The sequence below is a fragment of the Singulisphaera rosea genome, from assembly GCF_054877945.1.
In genome coordinates this window covers 44,336-67,162 of sequence record NZ_JBTYIP020000038.1, presented here as the reverse complement: position 1 = coordinate 67,162, position 22,827 = coordinate 44,336, and the positions used below count along the sequence as shown (strand labels likewise).

Annotated in this window: 22 protein-coding genes; 16 read left to right on the top strand and 6 right to left on the bottom strand. The window is 65.0% G+C overall.

The window, feature by feature from the left end; translation table 11 throughout:
* Nucleotide 1: 1 nt before the first annotated feature.
* Both ACYOEI_RS36940 and ACYOEI_RS36935 read right to left on the bottom strand, forming a co-directional pair.
* On the bottom strand, nt 2-463 hold the full coding sequence (locus ACYOEI_RS36940; RefSeq protein WP_462855413.1) for a response regulator: 462 nt from the start codon (nt 461-463) through the stop codon (nt 2-4).
* 2 nt (nt 464-465) lie between these two features.
* Nucleotides 466-1,323 (bottom strand): sensor histidine kinase, encoded by an 858-nt coding sequence (locus ACYOEI_RS36935; protein ID WP_462855445.1) that lies wholly within the window; start codon nt 1,321-1,323, stop codon nt 466-468.
* A gap of 1,363 nt (nt 1,324-2,686) precedes the next feature.
* Between ACYOEI_RS36935 and ACYOEI_RS36930 the strand changes: the two genes are divergently transcribed.
* From ACYOEI_RS36930 to ACYOEI_RS36910, 5 genes are all read left to right on the top strand, one after another.
* Nucleotides 2,687-3,790: a tyrosine-type recombinase/integrase gene (locus ACYOEI_RS36930; RefSeq protein WP_462855412.1), complete on the top strand. Its 1,104-nt coding sequence runs from the start codon at nt 2,687-2,689 to the stop codon at nt 3,788-3,790.
* Between the two features lie 70 nt (nt 3,791-3,860).
* Nucleotides 3,861-4,271: a helix-turn-helix domain-containing protein gene (locus ACYOEI_RS36925; RefSeq protein WP_462855410.1), complete on the top strand. Its 411-nt coding sequence runs from the start codon at nt 3,861-3,863 to the stop codon at nt 4,269-4,271.
* A 45-nt stretch (nt 4,272-4,316) separates the two neighbouring features.
* Nucleotides 4,317-4,949: a transposase gene (locus ACYOEI_RS36920; protein WP_462855409.1), complete on the top strand. Its 633-nt coding sequence runs from the start codon at nt 4,317-4,319 to the stop codon at nt 4,947-4,949.
* A 208-nt stretch (nt 4,950-5,157) separates the two neighbouring features.
* Nucleotides 5,158-6,765 (top strand): sensor domain-containing diguanylate cyclase, encoded by a 1,608-nt coding sequence (locus ACYOEI_RS36915; RefSeq protein ID WP_462855408.1) that lies wholly within the window; start codon nt 5,158-5,160, stop codon nt 6,763-6,765.
* A gap of 266 nt (nt 6,766-7,031) precedes the next feature.
* Nucleotides 7,032-7,973, top strand: coding sequence for a hypothetical protein (locus ACYOEI_RS36910; RefSeq protein WP_462855407.1), 942 nt, complete (start codon nt 7,032-7,034; stop codon nt 7,971-7,973).
* Nucleotides 7,974-7,982: 9 nt separating this feature from the next.
* Here ACYOEI_RS36910 and ACYOEI_RS36905 read toward each other — a convergent pair whose 3' ends face one another.
* Complete coding sequence (locus ACYOEI_RS36905; RefSeq protein WP_462855405.1) at nt 7,983-9,680, bottom strand: porin; 1,698 nt, start codon at nt 9,678-9,680, stop codon at nt 7,983-7,985.
* Nucleotides 9,681-9,899: 219 nt separating this feature from the next.
* Between ACYOEI_RS36905 and ACYOEI_RS36900 the strand changes: the two genes are divergently transcribed.
* The 8 genes from ACYOEI_RS36900 (at nt 9,900) to ACYOEI_RS36865 (ending at nt 16,358) form a co-directional block, all read left to right on the top strand.
* The gene (locus ACYOEI_RS36900) at nt 9,900-10,781 is read left to right on the top strand and encodes an urea transporter (protein WP_462855404.1); all 882 of its coding nucleotides are present in this window, start codon (nt 9,900-9,902) and stop codon (nt 10,779-10,781) included.
* 33 nt (nt 10,782-10,814) lie between these two features.
* Nucleotides 10,815-11,117: an urease subunit gamma gene (locus ACYOEI_RS36895; RefSeq protein ID WP_462855402.1), complete on the top strand. Its 303-nt coding sequence runs from the start codon at nt 10,815-10,817 to the stop codon at nt 11,115-11,117.
* Nucleotides 11,118-11,144: 27 nt separating this feature from the next.
* On the top strand, nt 11,145-11,633 hold the full coding sequence (locus tag ACYOEI_RS36890; protein ID WP_462855401.1) for an urease subunit beta: 489 nt from the start codon (nt 11,145-11,147) through the stop codon (nt 11,631-11,633).
* Nucleotides 11,634-11,650: 17 nt separating this feature from the next.
* Nucleotides 11,651-13,369: an urease subunit alpha gene (locus ACYOEI_RS36885; RefSeq protein WP_462855399.1), complete on the top strand. Its 1,719-nt coding sequence runs from the start codon at nt 11,651-11,653 to the stop codon at nt 13,367-13,369.
* Nucleotides 13,370-13,503: 134 nt separating this feature from the next.
* The gene (locus ACYOEI_RS36880) at nt 13,504-14,094 is read left to right on the top strand and encodes an urease accessory protein UreE (protein WP_462855398.1); all 591 of its coding nucleotides are present in this window, start codon (nt 13,504-13,506) and stop codon (nt 14,092-14,094) included.
* A gap of 5 nt (nt 14,095-14,099) precedes the next feature.
* Nucleotides 14,100-14,795, top strand: coding sequence for an urease accessory protein UreF (locus ACYOEI_RS36875; RefSeq protein ID WP_462855397.1), 696 nt, complete (start codon nt 14,100-14,102; stop codon nt 14,793-14,795).
* A gap of 10 nt (nt 14,796-14,805) precedes the next feature.
* A complete protein-coding gene (gene ureG, locus ACYOEI_RS36870) occupies nt 14,806-15,447 on the top strand; it encodes an urease accessory protein UreG (RefSeq protein ID WP_462855396.1) in 642 nt (213 codons plus the stop codon).
* Nucleotides 15,444-16,358, top strand: coding sequence for an urease accessory protein UreD (locus ACYOEI_RS36865; RefSeq protein WP_462855395.1), 915 nt, complete (start codon nt 15,444-15,446; stop codon nt 16,356-16,358). Before ureG ends, ACYOEI_RS36865 begins: the two co-directional genes overlap by 4 nt.
* Nucleotides 16,359-16,380: 22 nt before the next feature.
* Here the strand turns inward: ACYOEI_RS36865 and ACYOEI_RS36860 are convergent, their stop codons facing one another.
* On the bottom strand, nt 16,381-17,439 hold the full coding sequence (locus tag ACYOEI_RS36860; RefSeq protein WP_462855393.1) for a bile acid:sodium symporter family protein: 1,059 nt from the start codon (nt 17,437-17,439) through the stop codon (nt 16,381-16,383).
* A 235-nt stretch (nt 17,440-17,674) separates the two neighbouring features.
* On the opposite strand from ACYOEI_RS36860, the gene ACYOEI_RS36855 reads away from it, so the two are divergent.
* The 3 genes from ACYOEI_RS36855 (at nt 17,675) to ACYOEI_RS36845 (ending at nt 20,702) form a co-directional block, all read left to right on the top strand.
* Complete coding sequence (locus ACYOEI_RS36855) at nt 17,675-18,223, top strand: PepSY domain-containing protein (protein ID WP_462855392.1); 549 nt, start codon at nt 17,675-17,677, stop codon at nt 18,221-18,223.
* 338 nt (nt 18,224-18,561) lie between these two features.
* Nucleotides 18,562-19,254 (top strand): response regulator transcription factor, encoded by a 693-nt coding sequence (locus tag ACYOEI_RS36850; protein WP_462855391.1) that lies wholly within the window; start codon nt 18,562-18,564, stop codon nt 19,252-19,254.
* The gene (locus ACYOEI_RS36845) at nt 19,254-20,702 is read left to right on the top strand and encodes a sensor histidine kinase (RefSeq protein ID WP_462855390.1); all 1,449 of its coding nucleotides are present in this window, start codon (nt 19,254-19,256) and stop codon (nt 20,700-20,702) included. Before ACYOEI_RS36850 ends, ACYOEI_RS36845 begins: the two co-directional genes overlap by 1 nt.
* A gap of 69 nt (nt 20,703-20,771) precedes the next feature.
* Here the strand turns inward: ACYOEI_RS36845 and ACYOEI_RS36840 are convergent, their stop codons facing one another.
* Complete coding sequence (locus tag ACYOEI_RS36840; RefSeq protein WP_462855444.1) at nt 20,772-21,722, bottom strand: polysaccharide deacetylase family protein; 951 nt, start codon at nt 21,720-21,722, stop codon at nt 20,772-20,774.
* 40 nt (nt 21,723-21,762) lie between these two features.
* On the bottom strand, nt 21,763-22,386 hold the full coding sequence (locus tag ACYOEI_RS36835; RefSeq protein WP_462855389.1) for a GntR family transcriptional regulator: 624 nt from the start codon (nt 22,384-22,386) through the stop codon (nt 21,763-21,765).
* Nucleotides 22,387-22,827 lie beyond the last annotated feature (441 nt).

Here is a 22,827-nt window from a genome sequence, read left to right as displayed (position 1 = left end):
TTTAATCTCTGGCGAATCCGGGCGGCAGGTCGACGATTTCGAACCAGTAACGCCCCAAGTTCCGCATGACCTCGACGAGGCCGGCGAAACTGACGGGCTTGGTGATGAACGAGTTCGCCCCCAGGTCGTAACTCCGGTAGATGTCCGCCTCTGCCTTGGAGGTCGTCAGGACGACGACCGGGATTTGCCTCAGCTCGTGAGTCTCCTTGATGACCCGGAGCGCCTCGCGGCCGTCCATGCGGGGCATGTTCAGGTCCAGCAGGATCAGATCCGGACGCACGACGTCCGGGTGATCCGCATATCCACCTCGGTGGAACAAGTAGTCGAGCAATTGCTCCCCGTCGTTGACGAAGTGGATGTGATTCCTGAGCCGACTCTCTTCGAGGGCCTCTCGAGCGAACTCGCGATCGTCGTCGTCATCGTCGGCCATCAGGATGTTGATCGGCCTGCCGTGGATGGACATGGTCACTTCCCTTTCACCGTCGCGCGCACCGGCAGCGTCACCACGAACGTGGCACCTTGGCCCGGCACTCCATTGGCTGCGATGGAGCCTCCATGACACTCGACGATCTCGCGAGTAATGGCCAGGCCCATGCCCGTCCCTTCGTACTCGCCGCGGCCATTGAGGCGCTCGTATAGCTGGAAGATTCGCAGGGTGTGCTTGGGATCGAACCCAATACCGTTGTCCTCGACCGTGACGCAGCAGACCGGGCCGCGCCGAGGATCGGTGCGATCGTACCCCGCGGGCACAATCGTCCCGCGAATCCTGATAAGCGGAGGAATTCCCTCACGGCGGAACTTCAGCGCATTGCCGATCAGATTCTGGAGGAGTTGCCGCATCTGCAGCGCTTCGGCCTCGATCACGGGCAGGGGCCCGAGTTCGACGGAGCCGCCCGAACGGCTGACCTGGACTTCCAGGTCGCGGAGCACCTCGCGGCCGACCTGACCCAAGTCGACCCGGACGATCGGCCTCGTCGCGCTGCCGATGCGACCGTAAGCGAGGAGATCATCGATCAACGCCTGCATCCGCCTGGCCGCGTCCAGCATCCGGCCCAGCTCATCACGCCGTTTGCCCTCGAGCACCGGGCCGCAGGCCTCCTCCAGACGATCCCCGAATGTGCGGATCTTTCGCAACGGCTCCTGGAGATCGTGCGAGGCTATGGAGGCGAACTCCTCCAGCTCGCGATTGCTCCGCTCGAGCTCGGCGGCATACACCGCTGCCTGGCTCTCGGCCAGGATGCGCCGCGTCTGGTCCTCGATGGCGAGGATGATCTGGTGAGAGCGATCTCCCGCACCCTCGATGCGCTTCGCGTTCAGGTGCATGATCCGGCGGCCGATGCCGGGGAATTCGCGATCGACCTCGTAGCCCACGAATTCGGAATCGCCCGGTATGACCGTGTCCAGCAGTTGCGCCAGGTCGGAGAGGTCCCACTGGCCATCGCCGATCCCTGCCAGGACATGCCCCTCGGTCGCCTCGGGCGCGACGAGAAATGTCTGATAGAAAGCGAGATTCGCCCGCGTGACCCGCAGGTCGGCGTCGAGAATAACCAACGGCTGACGGATCGTCTCGAGGACGGATTCAGCAATCATGTTGCCATTAATCATGTGTGCTTAACGCCGCAATTGATCTCGGCTCAAAGCCAAGCCCATGCAGTAGGACTCGGCTTAATGCAACCAAACTTTCACATCTCGCCACACTATTTATAGTAATTGGCATTATTTAGCGATAGGGATATTCATGCTACGCACTAATGCGTGAGCTTATAATGTTTGCGATATGCCGTTGGATGCTGCCCGAGAGGGGTCTGGCCGTATGACCCTGAGAATGCCGTGTCTAAACCTCGACGAACGAGACTTGACGCATCAGATGATCGGCCCCTGTAAGACCGCAGCGTCGCTTTTCGGCGGTCGAGCGTTTCTAGCTTGGACCGCACTATGAATCTTGGATTTCAATGCGGCTTTCACAGCAGGGCGTGGCCGTCGCGGCGAGAAATGGCTCCGCGACCTACAGACTCGAAACGCCCTGTCGCATAGGCAACGATTGACGGAAGTGTTTGCTGACTTCGGATTCCAATAAAATCCCCCCACGATGCCTCAATCCGGGTCAAAACTCGGGATCATGTCGGGGCTTTTGAGGGGGGGATTTCCGGCCCACGATTCTGTCGATGTCTCTCGAGGAAGAGCACGTCAAAATCCTCGAGTCCGATCATTAGCCCTTCCAGAGCGATCCAAGCCTCCAGCGAGGACAACGAACGTTGCATGATCAACGTGCGACGGGCGGCGAGCAATTCCTGCTCGAGCCCGGACTTGACCCGTTCACGGACCATCATCCCTGTCCCAGCCAATATGGTCCGACCTCCGAGCGTCGGCTCGGAGGATGTAGAAGCCCGAACATTCCTAACGCATGTTCACCGATAATTATATAGGAGGCCCTACACGGTAGGCCTCAACGCGTCAGCATCGACACGAAACCTTTCTCAATTTCAAAGCTTAGTACACGATCGAGCGATCGCTGTGTTGAATTTTCGCGATATGCGGGAATTTTAGATTTTCTCTTAAACTCACCCACGTAAGACCGGATCCGCCTGCGTGAGGGCTAGTCGCCCTGCCCCTCAACACCGAACTTGACGATGCATGATAAAACCGGTTATCGTGCATCGTCACAATCAGGGCAGGGGGGACATGCATGGATGCTTTCGAAGGGGAAATTGTCGAACCGGTTGAGCCGGCCACCGATCTGGTGCTCAGCGACGGCCTGGTCCGCGACCTGCCGCCCATCCTCGCCGGCACCGCCGCCGGCCGCGTCGAGGAACGCGTCGAGCAATTCTTCCTGGCCGTCGCCGCCATCTTCGAGGCCTGGGTCGCCCGCCGTGCCAGCAAGCACACCCAACGCGCCTACCGCCAGGACGTCATGGCCTTCATCGCCTTCCGGAACATCGCCTGGCCCGACGACGCCATCCGACTCTTCCAGACCTCCGTCGCCGACGTCCACGCCTGGCGCGACCACCTCGTCGCCGCCGGCGCCGCACCCAAGACCCTCAACCGCCGCGTCGCCTCGCTCAGCTCCTTCTTCAAGTACCTCCAGGCCTCCGCTGCCGAGCTCCGTCTCCCCATTACCGTCCCCAACCCCGCGCACGCCCAATTCCTCGGCCGAGAGGCCGCCGACCCCCGCGAGGAGACCCGGGCCCTCTCCGCCACACGCGCCCGCCAGCTCATGGGCCTGCCCGCCGGCGACACCGTCTTCCACGCCCGCGACCGCGCCATCCTCAAGTTCTACCTCTATTCCGGCGCCAGACTCGCCGCCGGTTGCCGCCTCAACGTCGAGGACGTCCACCACGATCCCGACGGCGCCACCATCCGCCTCAACGAGAAAGGGGCAAGGCGGCGCACCATCGGCCTCCACTTCACCGCCGCCGAGGCGATCGCCGAGTACGTCGCCCAGGCCGGGCTGACCTCGGGGCCGCTCTTTCGGCCCAGGAAGAACTCCCGCAGCCGGAAGCTCGCCGACACCCCGTTCGACCCCTCGACGATGTACCGCCTCATCATGGGTTACCTGGAGCGTCTCCCGCGCGACGCTCAGTCCCAGGGAGATGACGCCGCTCAACCGCCCCCCTGCCCTTACTCGCCCCACTCGCTACGGGCCACGTCGGCAACCCTACTCCTCGGAGCCGGCGTCGATATCCGCAAAGTCCAGGAATTGCTCGGCCACAAGCACATCACGACCACCCAGATCTACGACAAACGCCGTCGCGCCGCAGCCGAAGGCGCTTCTCATGACATGCCTATCTGAACAGGTCATCAGACAAAGTGCGTTGCCTTGAATACTACCGATGTTTGCCATGAAGGCAGGAATCCACCCCATGACTCAGGTCACCGCAGCAAGTCGCTATCTCGATCTCGTCCGCGAATTCCCACTCCGCCCCATCCGGACGGACATGGAGCATGAAGCCGCCCTCGAGCGGCTCGTATCCCTCATGCCTCCCGTCCGGATGGAACCGCTGGCGGCGGAGGAAGAAGACTACCGGGACGTCCTCGCGAGCCTGATCCACGAGTACGAGGCCGCTACCGATCCCCTGCCCGAGATCGGCGGGGTACAGGCGCTCAAGCTACTGATGGAAGACCAGGGCCTGACGCTCCGGGCGTTGGCGGATCAGATCGATATCCCGTTCACCACTCTGGGGGCGATCACCTCGGGGAAACGCCAGATCACCGTGCGGGTCCGTGAGGCCCTGGCGAAGCGGTTCAAGATGCACCCGTCTGTTTTCGTCTGAGGTGTGGACGCTCCGGTAGGATTGGGGTAGTGAACTGATGGTCGGATGTTGCACTGTGGTGTCACTCGCCAGAAAGCGGCCCAAGCCGCCGGGGTCGGCCGGGCCACCGTTCAACGGGACGTGGCCGCATTCCGAGACGGGGGCTTGGACGGGCTGCGCCGTTGGGACGTCGAAGGCCAGGTGAGTGAATTGCCCGCCTATCGCGACCTGATCCGCGAGTCGTTCGAGGAGAGTCCCGTCCGCGCGGCTTCAGGTCGTCAACGGTTCAACGTCCCGGGTGCGCGGATTGCCGAGACGAACACGACCGTCGTCAACACGGAGACGATCAGCGAACTCTTGCGGAAGATCGCCGGACTGGGACTGATCGGACCGATCACGCCGGTGCTTGACAACGCCCGTTACCTTCACAACGCCGCTGTGAAGGCACTGGCGGAAGGGTTGGGAATCACGCTCCTGTTCTTGCCCTCGTACTCGCCGAACCTCGACCTGATCGAACGGCTGTGGACGTTCACCAAGCGTCGAGCCGTCTACGGTCGCTACCACCCGACGTTTCGCGAGTTTCAGGCGGCCATCCAGGAGACGATTGATGGCATTGCGACCATCCACGCAGAGCCAATGACGAAGTTGATGACCCTCAAATTTCAGCCATTTGAAGACGTCTCACTTTTAGCCGGGTGAAGTATAGCCGGGGGTAACTCCAGACCGGTTGGGAGATATGCCGACCGAGATGCGATCGCCCGACGCCAAGCCACGCCAATCACCAGGACTTCCCGCACGGCCACGACCACATCAGCCGCAACTTCCGCTCGGCTCCGCCCGGACGCGGGAATTGCGTACTATGGTCAAGGAGGAAGGCAGACCCTCGCGACGTCGCGGCGAATGGCAGATGTGGATCGTCAATAAGACCCCAGGCGGAACGCGGACGGCCCGGCCGGCTTGGGCGGGCCTCGGGCTGTTTGCGCTGGCCTATCTCGGTTGCGCCGAGGTCGGCGACGTCCTGTCGTTCCGTCCCGAGAAGTTCGCCGCCTTCTGGTTGGCGAACGGGCTACTACTGGCGGTCCTGGTCACACAGCGGGCGCGGACCTGGCCCGGCCTCCTGGCGGCCTCTCTGGCGGCGAACCTCGCTTCGGATTTTCTGCTCCACGGCAAACCGCTCATGATGGGCCTGGCCATCTGGGCCGGGAATGCTGCCGCAGCCTGCGTCGGCGCGACCCTGCTCCGACGCTTCGCCGACGCACCGTTCCGATGCTCGTCGCCCCAGCAGGTGCTCGGGCTGACGGTCCTAGCCGCGGTCCCGAGCGCAACGATCAGCGCCTCGGTCGCAACGGCGGCCCTGGCACTTGCGGGGGTCGACGTCTCCTCCTGGCATTTCTCGAGGATGTGCTGGGGTGCGGACGTCGTGGGCATTCTGTTAATTGCCCCGCTCCTGCTCGTTCCGGAGGGAGACTGGGCTGTGCCCCGGGTCGGTCGGCTTTTGCGACTGGCGGAGTGCGCATTCGTCCTGGTCATGATGATGACTCTCGTCGCCTTCGCGTTCGGGAAAAGGACACCTCCCGACGATATGATCTGGCGGATGCCGTACCTCTACACGGTCCCGTTCCTGCTCTGGAGCGGTGTGCGCTTCGGCCAGCGAGCGGGGGCTTTCGCCGCCCTGCTCCTGAGCCTGCTCATCGCCTGGTATACGACTCGTGGGTGCGGGCCGATCGCCTGGCTCACGAGCACCAACGCCGATCGTGTCTTGATGCTCCATGTCTGCCTGTCCACGGTCGTTTTCACGGTGTTGCTCATCTCCAGCGCCGTCGCCGCGATCAAGGACACCCAGACGCGACTCCTCGAGAGCGAGGAGGCGTATCGATCGCTCGCCGTGCTCCAGAGGGCAGCCCTCGACGACCTACGCCTGCTCCACGAGGAGCTCGACCGCCGCAACGTCCAATTGGCGGAGCTCGCCACGACCGACGCGCTCACCGGCGTCAAGAATCGCCGACGGTTCCAGGAGGACCTGGATCTACTGAGTGCCCAGGCGTCCCGCCGGAATTCGCCGCTGTCGCTGGTACTGCTCGACGTCGACCACTTCAAGCAATACAACGACACCTTCGGGCACCCGGCCGGTGACGAGGTCCTGGCCCGCGTCGGGGCAACCCTCCGCCAGGTCGTACGCGACCAGGACGTCGCGGCCCGCTATGGCGGCGAGGAGTTCGTGGTCCTGCTGCCCGGTGCCGGTGCCGACGAGGCATTGTCGTTCGCCGAACGGCTGCGCCGCACGGTCGAAGCCCATCCTTGGCCTCTCCGTCCGGTGACGGCCAGCCTCGGCGTGGCGACCGCCACACCCCCCGCCCCCGGCCTCGCGGACCTGCTCGACCGGGCCGATCGCGCCCTCTACGCCGCCAAGCGAGCCGGCCGCAACCGTGTCCACCGTGACGACGACCCCGGCGGATGCGCGGGACTCACGGGACGTCCCCGCCCACCGTCAGCCGCCGAAGCCACCAGGGCGTGAGGAGACGGGGAACCGCCCGGATAAGAAGGGAACGGAGCGTCCCCATTTCGCCAAACCCGCGGTCGGCAGATTCACAACGCTCCGTTGTTTTCTACGCCAAATTTCGGCCTCGACCCAAAGCCGAAGTGATTTTGTTAGACTTCGAAAAGGCTGGACTTTATCCATCGACGAACTTCGGTCTTCAAGACGGATCGAAGCATGTGCGCAACTCGGATTCTAGGCCGGAACGTCGGTGTTCGACAGGGATTGGGCACGGGATGGGATCGATGAAACCGAGTCCTCGGAACGTGGCGGCGGAACTCGAGGCGTTGGACGCGAAGGTGAACGAGCTGTTGCCGCCGCGGTATCAGCACTGTTACGGGGCGGTGTCGCCCAACTCGATGGGCTCGGCGGGACTCACCTACGACTCGGACGGGAAGGTGGCCTGGGACCAGATCTGGACCACGTTCTGCGACCTGGCGATGGCGGGAGGGCCTCCACATCGAGGGACGTTCCTGGAGCCGGCGCCGGAGGCCGAGGTGCTGGCCTCGCCGGAGCGCTACTCGCGAGTCGTGGCCGAGCTCGACCGGGCGCTCGGGTTGACGGTGGCCGCGGCGGTGGTCGAGGGGTATGCGCCGGGTTGGGTCGGGGTCCGTTGCAGCTCGCCCGCCGAGGCCGCGTGGCTCCAGTTCGCCGTGTTGGCGGAGAACGTCGCGGCGAGGAGGAGGAACTCCGACCTCCAACTCCCGGCCGGCCCGGCGTTCCGGGCCGAGAAGGAGATCAAGAACGTTGTCGTTGCGCTGTCGAAGTCGCTCCATTATTGGGATGGCCATCTCTCTGACGCGCAGCAACGGCTGTATCGCGAAAGCGGCTGGGAACCGGTGACGACGACGGAGGCTGCGGCGAAGCCGGCCGAATGCGAGGCGGCCCGGGCTGAAATCGAGGCCGGCGTGCGCGAGGCCGGGGCGTCGCCCTGGTCGCGACGCTATGCGGGGTGGGTCGGCGTCGAAGGGGCGGACGATGAGGAGGCGGTCTGGCTGCTCCGGGCCCTCATGGTCGAGCAGGTCCCGGCGAGGCGCGAGGAGAACGTCCTGTATCTTCCCGTCGACCCCTCGCCGGGCGCAGGGCGGGCGGCACGTGTCGTGGAGGTGTTCACGCGGGCCTGGGAGCTTCGCAAAGCCTCCGAGACTCGACGGCCTGCCTGGCGGCCGTCCGGTCGTTCCGGTTGAGGGCGGCCGTCAGAAGAACATCGCGAACCGCATCCAGAAGATGTTGTACTGGTCGATCGGATTGGGGGCGACGAGGACGATCGGCTTGTTGAATTGGGTCCAGACGTAGTCGAAGCTGAGGCGGGTGTATCGGTTCGGCCACCAATTCACGCCCGTCATGAGCGTGTCCATCCGCTCGGCGGAGCGTGCGGGGTCGGCGAAGCCCCGTTGGATGTCGCCGGCACCCGCGTTGAACTGCGACCACTGGGTGGCGACCTGCCAGGCCCCTGGCCCGAACTGCCCGCGACTCGGGATGAATGGGCGGAGCGGCTGGACGGTCGAATAGCCCTGGAAACCGTTCCCCTTGAAGTCGCTCTCGCCGGTCAGCCAGTACGACGCATTGATGTAGTACGCCCACTGCGTCGACCGGGCTGTCGTCTGGCCGTCGGTGAGCTCTCGGCTGAAATTCATCAGCTCGGCCAGGACGCTGAATCGGCCGTACCAGTAGATGTGGGGCGCGATCCTCGTCCGCACGCCGTCGGCGCGCATGTTGGAGTTGTAGACGTAGAACGGCAGGCCGACGTTCGTGACGAAGCTCGGGTTCGTGGTGGCCTCGCCGTTGTTGAGGAAGGCGATGCTCGACTGGTTCAGCTTATAATTCTGGTCCCCCGCCGACGCGCTCAAACCCCCGCCGAGACCTTCCAGGACCGAGCCTTTCCACCGATCGCCTCGGAACGGTGTGATGTCGACGGCACCGTTGTATTCGACGTTCCGGTTCAGGTCGCCGAAGAGGCTCGTCCCGGTATTTGACACGCCGGACCACCACTGGACCCGCGCATCGAGCGCCGTTCCGCTGAACATCAACCCGATCGGGCGTTTGCCGGCAAGCTGGAACAGCGGCGAGTTGGTGATGACCGGCTCGAGGGCGGGCGTGAAGCCGTAATACTCGTAGAGCGGGGGCGCCAGTCCTTTGCCCGCGCGGAGGGTGATGTTCGGCGTCAGGTGCCAGGCGACGAACGCATCCAGGAGGTTGTAGGTCCCCAGGAAACCCTGGGTCCCGATCTGGTAGCTCCAATCCTTGGTGATATTTCCATAGAAGAACGTACGCGCGAACGGAATGTTGAAGTTCTGTTCCGACGTCGGCAGATTGGCCCGGTCGTAGAAGGTGCCGTCGACCGTGAGCTGGTTCGTGATGTTGAGCGTGAACTCGTCGTTCGGGTCGCTGAAACTGAAGTTCCCGCCGCCCCCGAGTGGGCCGGTTGCCTCGGCGTTGTAGCGGTATTTCCCTCGGATCCGATGGGTACCGTCGGGGTCGGGTGGCTCGGGTCTCTCGGGCTCGAATGCGCCCGAGTAGTGGCTCGGGATTTCGTTCGCGTTGTCGCCCGATTCCGCATCAGGGCCCGATCCCGCAGCTCCCCCACTGGGTCGGGCCGAGTCAACCTCCGAGGAAACGGGGCGGACCGTTGCCGCATTCGATTTGACGGCGTTGAGCTCCCTGCGGAGGGATTCGACTTGCGCCTTGAGCTGGCGGGCCTCGGCAACTTCGGATCGGAGCTTCCGAAGCTCGGCCAGGATCTCGGCGTTGCCGGATACCGTGGCAGGAGGAATTAAGGGCGCCGGGGCCGTCGGAATGGCAGGTGTTTGGGCCGTAGCCGAATCGGGCCGGCCGCTCGCGATGAGGGCGACGACGAGTCCTCCTAGGATCCCGAATCCACGAAACGTCCTCATCCCCGCCTCCCCGGAGCCTCCACGGCGGCACGGTCGTCCGACCTTAATCCTATATTTCGGTCGGGCGCGGAACTGTCTGGAATAAATGGGTTTGAATAAAGATAACGATTCGCGAGGAGGGGTTGATTTATGGCGGCTTGCCCTGGATAGTCTAGCCATTCAGGGGGCAACCCGCAGGGTTCCGATGGGGCGGGACCCGTCGTCCGGAGTGGTTCGCGCATGGCCGATGCACACAGCGCCACTCGAGGCGCCGTCCTGGTCGTTTTGCGGGGTGTCGGGCAGATCATGTTTCAAGGGCACGCCGGGACCGGCGCCTGCTTCCTGGCGGGTATTGCGCTCGCATCGCCCTGGATGTTGCTCGGGGCCATTCTCGGAGCGATCATCGGCCCGCTGACGGCTCGACTTGGCGCGTTCGGCCGAGACGAGATCGGACAAGGTCTCTACGGCTTCAATGCGACTCTCGTGGGCCTGGCGACCCTGGTCTTCCTCCGCCCGAGCGTTCCGACTTGGGTCCTCCTCGCCCTCGGTTGTGCCGCGTCGAGCGTCGTGACTTTTGCCTGTCGGCGGTTCTTGAGCTTCCCGACTTATACGGGCCCGTTCGTCGTGGTCACCTGGGCCGTCCTGACGATCGCCCGCGCGGCGAGCGGGTCGATCGAGGTCGCGTCGGCTCCCCCCGAGCTCTCTGCGTTCGGTTTCCCGTTCGACGTGCTTCGCGGTCTTGCCGAGGTCATGCTCGGGGCCGGGGTGCCCACGGGCGTCTTGTTCCTCGTCGGCATCGCGCTCAGCGATCGGCGGCACGCCGGGATGGCCCTGCTCGGCTCGGTCGTCGGGACGGCGGCTGCGCACTATCACGGGGATGAAACGAAGGCGATCGCCCTCGGCCTCTACGGGTATAACGGGGCGCTCGCCTCCATGGCGCTCTCTCTGCGGAAGCGCTCCGTCATCGCGCCGATCGCCGCCGCGCTCGTCGCGACCGTCCTCACCGAATACTTCCCGAAGTCGTGGGGCGTCCCCGCGCTCACGGCGCCATTCGTGGCCGCCTCGTGGCTCCTGCTTGCGGTCGTCCTCGCGGAGGAACGACTCTTCCGCGACGGACGTTGACCCTCCCGACAATTCCCAAGGAGGTTCGCTCGTATGCACCTGACCCCTCGCGAGCTGGAAAAACTGATCATCCACCAGATGTCCGACATCGCGTTGAGGCGGAAGGCCAAGGGGCTGAAGCTCAACCATCCCGAGTCGATGGCCGTGATCTGCGCAGCCGCATTGGAAGGGGCGCGCGAGGGAAAGACCGTCGAGGAGGTGATGAAGGACGCGGCGACCGTCCTGACCCGGGAGGACGTGATGGAGGGAGTGGTCGAGCTGATCCCCTTCGTCCAACTCGAGGCGATCTTCACCGACGGCAGCCGCCTCGTCACCGTCCACGATCCGATCAAGTGAACCCCGAGCACGTACCCGGAGGCGATCATGTCCGAATCCGAGCATGAGGGCGAGATCCACGGCGTCGGCGACTGGAAGGGGCACCCGGACGCCTCGCCGCACGTTTCCCCGAGGACCAGGAAGGTCCCGGTGGGCGGGGTCGTCGTCGCCAACGGCGAGATCGAGCTCAACGCCGGCCGACCCAGGACCACGCTGAAGGTCCGAAACACCGGCGATCGACCGATCCAGGTCGGCTCGCACTTTCATTTCTTCGAGGTCAATCGATACCTGGAGTTCGACCGCAGGGCGGCCTTCGGCAAACGACTCGACATCCCCGCGACCACCGCCATCCGCTTCGAGCCCGGGGACGAGAAGGAGATCACGCTCGTCCCGATGGGGGGCAAGCAGTTTTGCTACGGGTTCAATAACCTCGTGGACGGTTGGACGGGCGAAGGTCCCACCCCGGACTACCATCCGAATTTCGACGCGGCGATGAGGCGGGCGAAAGAGAACGGTTTCAAGTCGACCGACTATTGACCGAAGGGGACCGACGCATGTCGAGGATTTCGCGGAAGCAATATGCGGACCTGTTCGGCGCGACCGTCGGCGACAAGATCCGCCTTGGCGACACCAGCCTCTTCATCGAGATCGAGAAGGACCTCCGCGTCTACGGCGACGAGCTCGTCTGCGGCGGCGGCAAGACGCTCCGCGAAGGGATGGGCTCGGACAACATGCTCACCCAGGAGTCGGGCTGCCTCGACCTGGTGATCACGAACGTTACGGTCCTCGACCCGATCCAGGGGGTGGTCAAGGCCGACGTCGGGATTCGCAACGGGAAGATCGTGGGCATCGGCAAGGCGGGCAACCCCAGCACGATGGACGGCGTGACCCCCGGCCTGAGCACCGGGGCCTCGACCGACGCGATCTCGGGCGAGCACCTGATCCTGACCGCCGCCGGCTTCGACACTCACGTCCATTACATCTGCCCGCAGCAGATCTGGTCCGGCCTCTCGAACGGCACCACCACGTTCTGGGGCGGAGGCATCGGGCCGACCGACGGGAGTAACGGCGTCACCAGCACGAACGGCCCCTGGAACCTCGAGATGATGCTCCGGGCGGTCGAGGGACTGCCGGGCAACTTCGGATTCCACGGGAAAGGAAACGTGAGCTCCCCCGGCCCCTTGATCGAGCAGATCCGCGCCGGTGCCTCGAGCTTCAAGATCCACGAAGACTACGGGACCACGCCGGCCGCGATCCGCTCCTGCCTGAGCGTCGCCGACGAATACGACGTCAGCGTCTCGGTCCACACCGACACCCTGAACGAGTCGGGCTTCGTCGAGGACACGATCGCCGCGTTCGACGGGCGCACCATCCACACGTACCACTCCGAAGGGGCCGGCGGCGGTCACGCACCCGACCTCCTCAAAGTCGTGGGCCAGCCGAATGTGCTCCCGAGCTCGACCAACCCGACGCTCCCGGTGGGCGTCAACTCGGTGGCCGAGCTGTTCGACATGATCATGGTCTGCCACAACCTGAACCCGAAAATCCCCTCCGACGTCGCCTTCGCCGAGAGTCGCGTCCGGGCCGAGACGATCGTGGCCGAGAACGTCCTGCACGACATGGGCGCCATCTCGATGCTCGGCAGCGACTCGCAGGCGATGGGCCGCATCGGCGAGAACTTCCTCCGCACGATCCAGACGGCCGATTCGATGAAGAAGGCTCGCGGCCCCCTGCCCGAGGACGCCCACGGCAATGACAACTTCCGAGTCCTCCGCTACCTCGCCAAGGTGACCATCAATCCGTGCATCGCGGCCGGCATCAGCGATACGCTCGGCTCGATCGAGCCGGGCAAGATGGCGGACCTCGTCCTCTGGGAGCCGGCCTTCTTCGGCGCGAAGCCGAAGCTGGTCCTCAAGGGGGGCTTCATCGTCTGGGCCAACATGGGAGATCCCAACGCCTCGCTCCCGACACCCCAGCCGATGATGTACCGCCCCATGTTCGGCGCATACGGCTCGGCCCTGGCGAAGACGAGCATCACCTTCGTCTCCCAGACCGCCTACGATCTCGACGTGAAGTCGAAATACGGCCTCCAGCGCATCGTCCAGCCGGTCTCCAAGACCCGGGGGCTCACCAAGCATCACATGGTCCGCAACGATTATCTTCCCAAGATCGACGTCGACTCCCAGACCTTCGCCGTGAAGGTCGACGGCGTTCACGCGACGGTCACGCCCCCCAAGTCGATCTCGCTCAACCAGCTCTATTTCTTCTGCTGATGGCGACACCCCAATTCGTCAGCAATTCGTCGGGTGGGCATCGCCCACCGGCATTGCGAAAGGCTGGTGGGCGGTGCCCACCCTTCGGGGATGGGATTCGCGGAAAAGACTCAACGATTGCGGAGACGAGCGTGATGATCCTGGTGGAGAAGCCCCTGGGCAACGCCGATGACCCGACGTGGGCCGGCCGACTCGAGGGGGCGACCGTCGACCCGCTGCCTCTCGACCAATGGCAGGCGCAGAAGAACCGCTTTCGTCTGAAGTCCGAGGGAGGGGTCGAGATCGCCGCGGCCCTGGACCGGAACACCCACCTCCGCGATGGCGATATCCTCGTCTGGGACGAGGCCACGCGAACGGCGGTCGTTGCCAGGGTCAGCCTCAACGACGTGATGCGCCTCCACCTGGACGAGTTGCTTGCGAAGTCTCCCGAGGACCTCGCCCGCGCCTGCGTCGAGCTGGGCCATGCGTTGGGCAACCAGCACTGGCCGGCCGTGATGAAAGGAATGACGGTTTACGTCCCATTGACCGTCGACATCAAGGTCATGGCCTCGGTGATGAGGACGCATGCGTTCGAGGGGGTCACGGTCGAGTTCGTCCCCGGCTCCGAGGTGATCCCCTACCTCGCCCCGCACGAGTCCCGCCGGCTCTTCGGCGGGGCCGAGGCGTCGACCCATTCCCACGCCCGTGCATTGGCCGCGAACGGCGCAAGCGAGACGACGGAGTAAGCCCCTTGGCGACGATTGCGGAGCTCATGCGCGTCCTCCAGTTCGGCGACTCGCTCCTGCCGGTGGGGGCGTTCTCGTTCTCCAACGGGCTCGAGTCGGCCGTGCAGCTCGGGGTCGTGAGCGACCTGACCACCCTCCGCGAGTTCGTGAGGTCCGCCGTCGAGCAGGCGGCCACGTCCGACGGTGTTGCGGTCCTCTCGGCCTTCCGGGCCTCGGAGGCGGGGGACATCCTAGGGGTCGCTCGCGCCGATCACGCCGTATTCGACCGAAAGCTGAACGAGGAGATGCGGACGATGTCGGTGCGGATGGGGAAGAAGCTCGCCGAGACGGCCGTCCGCGTCATCGGGCCTTCGTCCTCGACCCTGGCCGATTGGCTCAGGAGGATCGCCGCCGGGACGACTCCGGGGTGTTTCCCCGTGGGCCAGGCCCTGGTCTTCTCGGCCCTCGGGCTATCGGAGCGCGACGCCTTCGCCGTTCACCAGTACGGCGTGGCCGCGATGATGCTCAACGCCGCCTTGCGGCTGATGAAACTGCATTACCTGGACGCCCAGGCGGTCCTCTATGAGGTCAACGCGGCCGCCGAAGCGGACTACGGACGTATCACGGGCCGATCGCTCGACGACATGGCGGCGTTCGCCCCGGTCTTCGACGTCCTGGCCTCGCTCCACGTCCGGGCCCACGTCCGGATGTTCATGAATTGAAAGGCACGTCATGGCCAAGAAGATCACCCGGATCGGCGTCGGCGGCCCGGTCGGGTCGGGGAAGACGGCGATCATCGAGGCGATCACGCCCAAGCTCCTCGGCCTGGGCACGCGCATCCTCATCATCACCAACGACGTCGTCACCACGGAGGACGCCAACCACGTCCGTCGTGCGCTCAAAGGCGTGCTGGTCGAAGAGCGGATCATCGGCGTCGAGACCGGCGCCTGCCCGCACACGGCGATCCGGGAAGACCCGAGCATGAACCTCGCCGCCGTCGAGGACATGGAGGCGCGGTTCCCCGACACCGACGTCGTCCTGATCGAGAGCGGCGGCGACAACCTCACGCTCACCTTCAGCCCGGCCCTGGTCGACTTCTTCGTCTACGTTATCGACGTCGCCGCCGGCGACAAGATCCCCCGCAAAAACGGGCCTGGCATCACGCAGTCCGACATCCTCGTCATCAACAAGACCGACCTCGCCCCGTATGTGGGAGCGAGCCTCGAGGTCATGGATCGCGACTCCCGGATGATGCGCAAGGATAAGCCGTTCGTATTCACCAACTGCAAGACCGGCGAGGGGATCGACCGCCTGATCGACTTGATTCGCGAGAACGTCCTCTTCGACCTCGCTTTCGAGGTGGCCCCCCGGTGAGCGACACCCGCGTTCCCATCGAGCTGGCCCCGTACCTCGACGAGACTCCCCAGCACCCCAGCGGGGCGTTCGGCAAGGACGCCCGATTGCGCCTCCGGTTCGAGCGTCGGGGCGACCGCTCGATCCTCGCCACGATGGAGCGTCGGGCCCCCCTGCTCGTCCAGAAGGCTCTTTATTGCGACGAGGGGATGCCCGACCTCCCGGTCGTGTTCATCATCACGAACTCCGGCGGGATCATCCAGGGCGACCGCTATACGATCGACATCGCCGCCGGCCCTGACGCGTCCGGCCACGTCACGACCCAGGCGGCGACCAAAATCCACGAAATGGACGTCAACCACGCGAGCCAGTCCCAGGAGATCACCCTCGAAGAGGGCGCTTATCTCGAGTATCTTCCCGAGGCCGCGATCCCGTTCGCCCGGTCCCGGTTCCTGAGCCGCACCCGCATCCGGATCGCCCCCTCCGCGACCCTCCTCTACGCCGAGACCCTCGCCGGCGGCCGGAAATACTACGGTGACGGCGAGCGGTTCCAGTACGATCTCTTCTCCTCGACGGTCGCCGCCGAGCGTCCCGATGGTACGTCCCTCTTCGTCGAGAAGTTCCGCGTCGAGCCGCATCACTCTCCCGTCTCCCGGCCCGGCGTCATGGATGACTTCGACGTCTTCGGCAACGTCCTCCTCTTGACCCCTCCCCCCGTCGCCGACGTGGTCGCCTCCCAGGCCGTGTCGGCCTGGAACCGCGACGAGGGGTGGGCCTCGGGCGTCGGACGCCTCCCCAACGGCGCCGGGCTCGTGTTCAAGATCGTGGCACGGGAGACGAGCCAGGTCCGGGAACGCATCCGCGAATTCTGGTCCATCGTCCGTCCCGCGGTCAACGGGTGCCCGGTTCCCCCGGAATTCGCCTGGCGATAAACCATCGCAGGCTTGTCGCCGCTTAAATATTTGGTGATGACTTCCGGAGCAGGGCGTCGACACCGCCGGCGATCAGGTGTTGCACCAGGTTGTAGACGATGATCGGGAGCATCACCAGCGGCTGGGAGCCCATCGCCATCGAGGCGAGAACGAGCCCGGTTCCATTGTTGTTCATACCTAGTCCGAACATCAGGGCGACGCGCTGGCCGCGATCGGCGCCGACAATTCGGCCGACGGCGTGACCCGCGGCGAACGTCAGCAGGCAGAGGCCCGAGACGAAGACCATGACAATGCCGAGGAAGTCCCAGTCGGGATTCCCCAGGGCCTGGGGCAAGCACGACGAAGCGTTCGCGTAGCAGAGCACCAGCAGCACGATCGGCGCGACGACCTTGAGCCGGGACTCCACCGCCTGGGATCGGGCTTCTCCCAAGGCCGAACGCGCGGCGATGCCAAGTGCCGAGGGGATCAGGACCCAGGCGAGGAGGAATGACCCCGTGTCGCCGCCGGCGAGTTGGTGGAGTCGTTCACCGTAATGCCCGGGGGCCAGGAGCCCCAGGGCGTGGAGCGATGCGGGGGTCGTGAGCGGGCTCAGGAAGGTGGAGCCCAGGACCAGCCCGAGGCTCAGGGCCATATCTCCATCGGCGGCCTGGGCCCAACCGGTCGAGGATCCGGCGATCGGCATCGACGTGACGAGGGCTAGGCCCACGAGCACGAGCGCAGCCTCGTCGGGGTTGTGCCAGATCCGAAGAGCCGGCACCATCAAGGCGAGGAATGCCAGCGGGACCACCAAATTGGCCGCCAGGCCGGCGAGCATCATCCCCGGCCGTCGCACGAGTTGTTCCAGCCGCCCGCCTCGGACGCGGAGCCCGGCGTTAAAGAGCAAGACCCAGAGGAGGAGCTTCGGCGCGGTGACCGAGGAGAATCCCGCGAGGCCGACCAGGTCGAGGATCGCGCACTCCTTGAGCCAAAGCCCTGGGCCGGGGAAAACGGCGGCGAGACCGTAGCTCAGGATGATGAGTTTGAGAAGGTGGCGGTGGAGGAAATGCGACACATGGGACATCGTGTCCTGGACCGTGGTCATCGTCCCGTCCCTCGAGCTGGCATCGGTATTCGTCGAGCGAGAGCCCTACGTTGGCTCCCGACCGTCGAAGCATACGAGCCAACCCTGAGTTCCTCGTGAGGGCCGGCTAAGATCGTTCTTATCGCGGTCTCACGCTCCCCTCATGGTCGTCCGGATACGATGCCCAACGCCCTCGGAGAACCCCGGCCATCGCGGATGCCGCCGGGCGAGATTTCATTGTCGAAGGAGGATCGTCATGAAGGTTGCCATCCTGTCGCTGGGATTGCTCGTCGCTGCCGGAGTCGTCGCCCGCGCTGACGATGAGGAGACGATCGCCGTCAAGGACCTGCCCAAAGCCGTGACCGACGCCGTCCATGCCAAGTTTCCCAAGGCGAAACTGACCGAAGCTTCCAAAGAGAAGGAAGACGGCAAGACCGTGTACGAGGTCGGCCTCGAAGACAACGGGGTCAAAATCGACGTCGCCGTCTCCGCCAAGGGCAAGATCCTCGAGATCGAGAAGACCATCGCCAAGGACTCCCTACCCCCCGCCGTCCTCGCCGCGATCCAGGCGAAATATCCCAAGGCCCAGGTCAAATCTGCCGAGGAGATCGCCGAGTTCGAGGAAGGTGAGGAGGGCGAAGGCCCTGAGACGTTCTACGAAGTCGACCTCTCGATCGCCGGCAAGCCCAACGTTGAAGTGAAGCTGACGCCCAAGGGGAAGATCGTCGAGGACGAGGAGGACGAGGAGGACGACGAAGACGAGAAGGACGAGAAGGACGAGAAGGGCAAGGCCGACAAGGATTGAGCATCGCCGAGTCGAACCGCGTTGGTTCAAGGGGCGAATTCGATGATGGAAGCGGCGTATCAGGGGTCGCACCGGTTGGAACATCCGGTGCGACCCGGATGACGCACGGGCGATACCACACGGCCGACGCAGGTGACAGCACCGATCTCGGTTCGTGAGCCAACCCGGTCTTCACGAAAGGCCGGGTTTCAAGTTCTTGCAGAAGTGACGGGACGGCCCCTGCCCTGCTCTCGGGACTGGGATCGACGACCCGAGATCGCTACCCTTCGAATGGGCCAGCCAAGTGAAACTCGGCGCAAGTTCAGCGGCCGGGGTGCGATGACGAGGGGGTGTCCGCGATGGGGATCCGGGTCCTGGTGATTGAGGATGACGCGGAGATCGCCGACTTCATCGTGCGCGGTCTGCGCGAAGAAGGGTTCACGACCGAGCGTGCCGCGGACGGCGTCGAGGGGGAGCATGCCCTGGAGCACGGGTCCTGGGACGTCATCGTGCTCGACTGGTGGCTGCCGGGCGCCGACGGCCTGACCTTGCTTCGCCGATTCCGGAGAATGGGGAATATCACCCCGGTCCTCTTCCTGACCGCCCGAGACGCCGTCTCGGACCGGGTCCGCGGACTCGACGGCGGCGCGGATGATTATCTGTGCAAACCTTTCGATTTCGAGGAACTGCTGGCCCGGGTCCGCGCACTGTCGCGGCGGCAGATCAGCGCGGTGTCCAACGTCCTGAGTTACTCCGACGTCCGCGTCGATCTGGTCTCGCATCGGGTCGAACGCGCCGGCCACCGGCTCGAGCTCACGGCGAAGGAACAGGCCCTGCTCGTCTTCTTCATCCGCCACCCGAATGAGGTCCTCTCGCGCACACGCATCTATGAGCACGTCTGGGACGAGCGGTACGACGGGATCTCGAACACGCTCGAATTCCACGTCATGCAGTTGCGCAAGACGCTGGAGTCGCGAGGCCCTCGGCTCATTCACACCCTCCGGGGCCGAGGCTACCTCTTCGGCACGGATCCCGTCGAGAGACTCGACTGATGCCCATGCGACTCGGGACCCGGCTGGTCATTTCCTACGTGACCGCGATGGCCTTGGTCCTCGTGGGATTCTCGACCGCACTCTATGTGCTCGCCGACAAGCACCTCCATCGCCAGGTCGACGAACGGCTCGAGGGGGCCGTCCATACCCTGGTCGCCGCGGCCGAAGTCGGGCCGTTGGGGGTCGAGTGGGAGCCCGAGGAACGGAGCCTCTCCTTCGGCCGGGAAGCGATCCAGGGACAATTCGCCTGGCGCGTCGGCAACGAGAACGGCACTCGCGTGGATGGGTCCGCGACGGGCGTCATCGACGAGCTCCTTGCCAAGCTCGGGACGCGAGTTGCCCCGGCGCGGGATGTGGCGTCGGTCGTGGACGAGTCGGGCACACCGTGGCGTGCGATGAGTCGTCGCCTCGCACGGCCGACCCCCGATGCCAAAGCCGGACTCCCCGTCACCAGCCCTCGTCCCGGCCGTTACGAGGCACTCGTCCTGGGTGCCGCGACATCGCTCGAAGGGGTCAGGGCCACGCTCCGCAACCTGGCCCTGGCGTTGGGCGGACTCTCGCTGGCCATCTGGACGCTCGCGCTCGTCACCGGCCGACGGCTCTGTCGGATGGCACTCCGGCCACTCTCCGAGATGGCGGAGGCCGCCCATTCGATCGGAGGCGACGAGCCAGGCCGGCGCTTGCCGGTCCCCTTGAGCGACGACGAGCTCGGCGAACTCGGCCGCTCCTTCAACGGGCTGCTCAATCGTCTCGGCGAATCGTTGGAGCGGCAGCAACGGTTCACGGGCGATGCCTCGCACCAACTCCGCACCCCACTCACCGCGCTCCAGGGGCACGTCGACCTCGCCCTTCGGCAGGAACGATCCCCGGACGAGTATCGACGAGTCCTCGCCTTGGTGCAGTCGAAGACGAGGCACGTCCGCCAGATCGTCGAAGGGCTGCTATTCCTCTCCCGGGCCGACGCCGAATCGCGCCGCCCTGCCCTGGAAGAAATCGCCCTCGACGCCTGGGCCCGCGAGCATCTCGACTCCTGGCCCGACTCTCGCCGAGCCGACGTCGACTTCGAGCCGGAGACTCTCAATCGTGAGGGCTATCGAGTCTTCGCCCATTCGCCGTTGCTCGGCGAGTTATTCGGGAACCTGCTCGACAACGCCGCGAAGTACAGCCCGGTATCGACCCCGATCCATGTCCGGCTTAGGCACCAGGACGGCGAGGTTCAACTGTCGGTGACGGACCATGGACCGGGGATCGATCGCACCGACCTCCCTCGTCTTTTCGACCCCTTCTTTCGCACGGAGGCGGCCCGGACCCGAGGGCATCAGGGGGTCGGCCTGGGCCTCTCTGTCGCGGCTCGGATTGCCGCGGTCTTCGGCGGCCGAATCACGGCGGAGAGCACCCCAGGGCTCGGGGCGACGTTCACGATCCATCTCCCGGCGTGTGTCGAGTGAGGGGCCACTGCCTCGACCACTTCGGCGGGTTGACCCGCCAGGACCAGGTCGGGACGCCGGCTTACCCAGTCACGACTCGCGGATCGTCATCGGGCTCGATCGTGCCCATCGTGCGATCTCGTCTTTGCGGGCGAACCAGACTCCCTTGTGCTTCGAGGCGTAGGTCAGGAACTCGCCGAGCACACGGACGATCTGCGGCGTGCCGCCGATCCGGTCGTGGGTGCTGATCGACATCAGCCGACGCCGGCTGCCGGCCTCCTCGTAGAGCTGGTCGAACTCGTCCTTGAGCTGCTGGGCGAAGTCGGCCGTCGAGAAGTGCCGGCCTTCGACCAGGAGGATGTCATTGCAGCGGAGTGTATACGGCACGACGACGAAATCGCGGCCGTCGACCGGGACGAGAAACGGCTCATCGCGGCTCACGTCGTCGATGTGGTAGAGGAAGCCGAGCTCCTGGAGGATCGAGAGTGTGTTGACGCCTCGGCGGAGCCAGTTGCAGTTGTATCCGATGGGCGTCTGTCCCGTGGCCTCCTTCACCGCCGCCACGCCTTCGGCGATGAATGCCTTCTCCTGGTCTCGAGGGAGGGCGTATTGCGGCTGCCAGGTCATGCCGTGCGCCGCGGCCTCATGGCCTCGTTGGACGATCTCCTTGGCGAGCGCCGGGTTCTTGCGGACAGCCGCACCGACCATGTGCGACGTCACCTTCACCTTGTGCTTGTCCCAAAGGTCGAGCAGTCGAGGGATCCCCTCCTTGTAGCCGTACTGGAACCACGTCGAGGCCGGGAGGTCGGGGTATCCCTTCGGAAGTGGATTGCCGGAGAACGGGCTGTCGGCCCCTTCATCAGGCTGGCCCCCGGCTTCGAATTGCATCGACACCGAGACGGCCAGGCGTGCCCCGTCGGGCCAGAACGCGGTTGCGGGCCCTCCAGTTCCCGAGTCCCGGGCCTCGGCCAGTCCGGTCGTCGCACCAAGGGCGGCGCCGGCGACCAGCCCGCTCTCGAGGAATCGTCGTCGAGTTGTCATCATTCCCAAGTCCCTTCCTAAAAGTCGGCAGGCATGACTTTCAAGGCTGCGTCGCGAAGGAGTCCGCGTGTTCCTTGAGCAGTCGACCCGCGGCCTCGCCATCTCCGACCTCGAGCGCGTCGACGACGGCGACATGCCAGTCGGCGAGCGTCACCAGGTCGTGCGTCCCTTGAGCAAGGACCAGGCGGGTCCTCGTCTCGAACGCGAGTGATTCCCAGGCGTGGAGCAACGTCCGGTTTCCGGCCGCGGTGACGATCGCACGGTGGAGATCCAGGTCGTGCCGGGCGTATCCTTCGCGGTCTCCGGATCGGGCGGCTTTTCGGAGACCGGAGAGCGATCGCCGAAGCCCGGCGACATTGCCCTTGAAGACATGGGCCGCGATCTCCGCCGCCATCCGCTCGAGCACGCCTCGGACCGCATAAGCCTCGCCCATCTCGGCCACGCCGACCTCGCGGACTCGGGTCCCTCGATAGGGCTCGGACTCGATTAGGCGGAGTGACTCCAGCTCACGTAACGCCTCGCGCACGGGGGTCTGGCTGGCGCCGAACTCGCGGGCGATCTTGAGCTCAACGAGTCGCTCGCCGGGTTGCAACGCACCGCTGATGATCCGCTCGGCGAGGGCCTTTCGGATCTGGTCGCTCAGACAGTCTCGATCCAGGTCCAAGAGGCCTCCTGTGGGAACACGACGTCGTCGTTGAGGATCGTCTCGCGGTCGAGCAAGGAGTCATCGTCCAGGCCACGAGCGAATCCTATATAATCGATTATGCAGGGTCAAGGGTCGCGGCGATCCGATGTTCTTGGGGATTAACGTATGGCGGAGCTGCGGACGAGAGGAGGGAGCCTCCTGGCGAGGCCGTGTTCGCCGTCCACCAGTGATGGCATTACGCGGCGTAACACGGGATGGAGGCGAGGTCCAAGTCGGGTGAATTACGCCGCGTAACACGAGATCGGGGTGGGGTCTCGATCCGGTGTTACGCCGCGTAACAGGGAGCACGGGTGGGGTCTCGATCCGGTGTTACGCCGCGTAACAGGGGGCACGGGTGTGGTCCGAATCCTGGATGTTACGCCGCGCAACAGGGGGCAGGGGTAGGGTTCAGGCTCGGTG

Bases quoted from the DNA above. Each gene is read 5' to 3' on its own strand.
- ACYOEI_RS36940 (WP_462855413.1), bottom strand. From the start codon at position 463: ATGTCCATCCACGGCAGGCCGATCAACATCCTGATGGCCGACGATGAC.
- ACYOEI_RS36935 (WP_462855445.1), bottom strand. From the start codon at position 1,323: ATGCACCTGAACGCGAAGCGCATCGAGGGTGCGGGAGATCGCTCTCAC.
- ACYOEI_RS36930 (WP_462855412.1), top strand. From the start codon at position 2,687: ATGGATGCTTTCGAAGGGGAAATTGTCGAACCGGTTGAGCCGGCCACC.
- ACYOEI_RS36925 (WP_462855410.1), top strand. From the start codon at position 3,861: ATGACTCAGGTCACCGCAGCAAGTCGCTATCTCGATCTCGTCCGCGAA.
- ACYOEI_RS36920 (WP_462855409.1), top strand. From the start codon at position 4,317: ATGTTGCACTGTGGTGTCACTCGCCAGAAAGCGGCCCAAGCCGCCGGG.
- ACYOEI_RS36915 (WP_462855408.1), top strand. From the start codon at position 5,158: ATGTGGATCGTCAATAAGACCCCAGGCGGAACGCGGACGGCCCGGCCG.
- ACYOEI_RS36910 (WP_462855407.1), top strand. From the start codon at position 7,032: ATGAAACCGAGTCCTCGGAACGTGGCGGCGGAACTCGAGGCGTTGGAC.
- ACYOEI_RS36905 (WP_462855405.1), bottom strand. From the start codon at position 9,680: ATGAGGACGTTTCGTGGATTCGGGATCCTAGGAGGACTCGTCGTCGCC.
- ACYOEI_RS36900 (WP_462855404.1), top strand. From the start codon at position 9,900: ATGGCCGATGCACACAGCGCCACTCGAGGCGCCGTCCTGGTCGTTTTG.
- ACYOEI_RS36895 (WP_462855402.1), top strand. From the start codon at position 10,815: ATGCACCTGACCCCTCGCGAGCTGGAAAAACTGATCATCCACCAGATG.
- ACYOEI_RS36890 (WP_462855401.1), top strand. From the start codon at position 11,145: ATGTCCGAATCCGAGCATGAGGGCGAGATCCACGGCGTCGGCGACTGG.
- ACYOEI_RS36885 (WP_462855399.1), top strand. From the start codon at position 11,651: ATGTCGAGGATTTCGCGGAAGCAATATGCGGACCTGTTCGGCGCGACC.
- ACYOEI_RS36880 (WP_462855398.1), top strand. From the start codon at position 13,504: ATGATCCTGGTGGAGAAGCCCCTGGGCAACGCCGATGACCCGACGTGG.
- ureG (WP_462855396.1), top strand. From the start codon at position 14,806: ATGGCCAAGAAGATCACCCGGATCGGCGTCGGCGGCCCGGTCGGGTCG.
- ACYOEI_RS36860 (WP_462855393.1), bottom strand. From the start codon at position 17,439: ATGACCACGGTCCAGGACACGATGTCCCATGTGTCGCATTTCCTCCAC.
- ACYOEI_RS36855 (WP_462855392.1), top strand. From the start codon at position 17,675: ATGAAGGTTGCCATCCTGTCGCTGGGATTGCTCGTCGCTGCCGGAGTC.
- ACYOEI_RS36850 (WP_462855391.1), top strand. From the start codon at position 18,562: ATGGGGATCCGGGTCCTGGTGATTGAGGATGACGCGGAGATCGCCGAC.
- ACYOEI_RS36845 (WP_462855390.1), top strand. From the start codon at position 19,254: ATGCCCATGCGACTCGGGACCCGGCTGGTCATTTCCTACGTGACCGCG.
- ACYOEI_RS36840 (WP_462855444.1), bottom strand. From the start codon at position 21,722: ATGACAACTCGACGACGATTCCTCGAGAGCGGGCTGGTCGCCGGCGCC.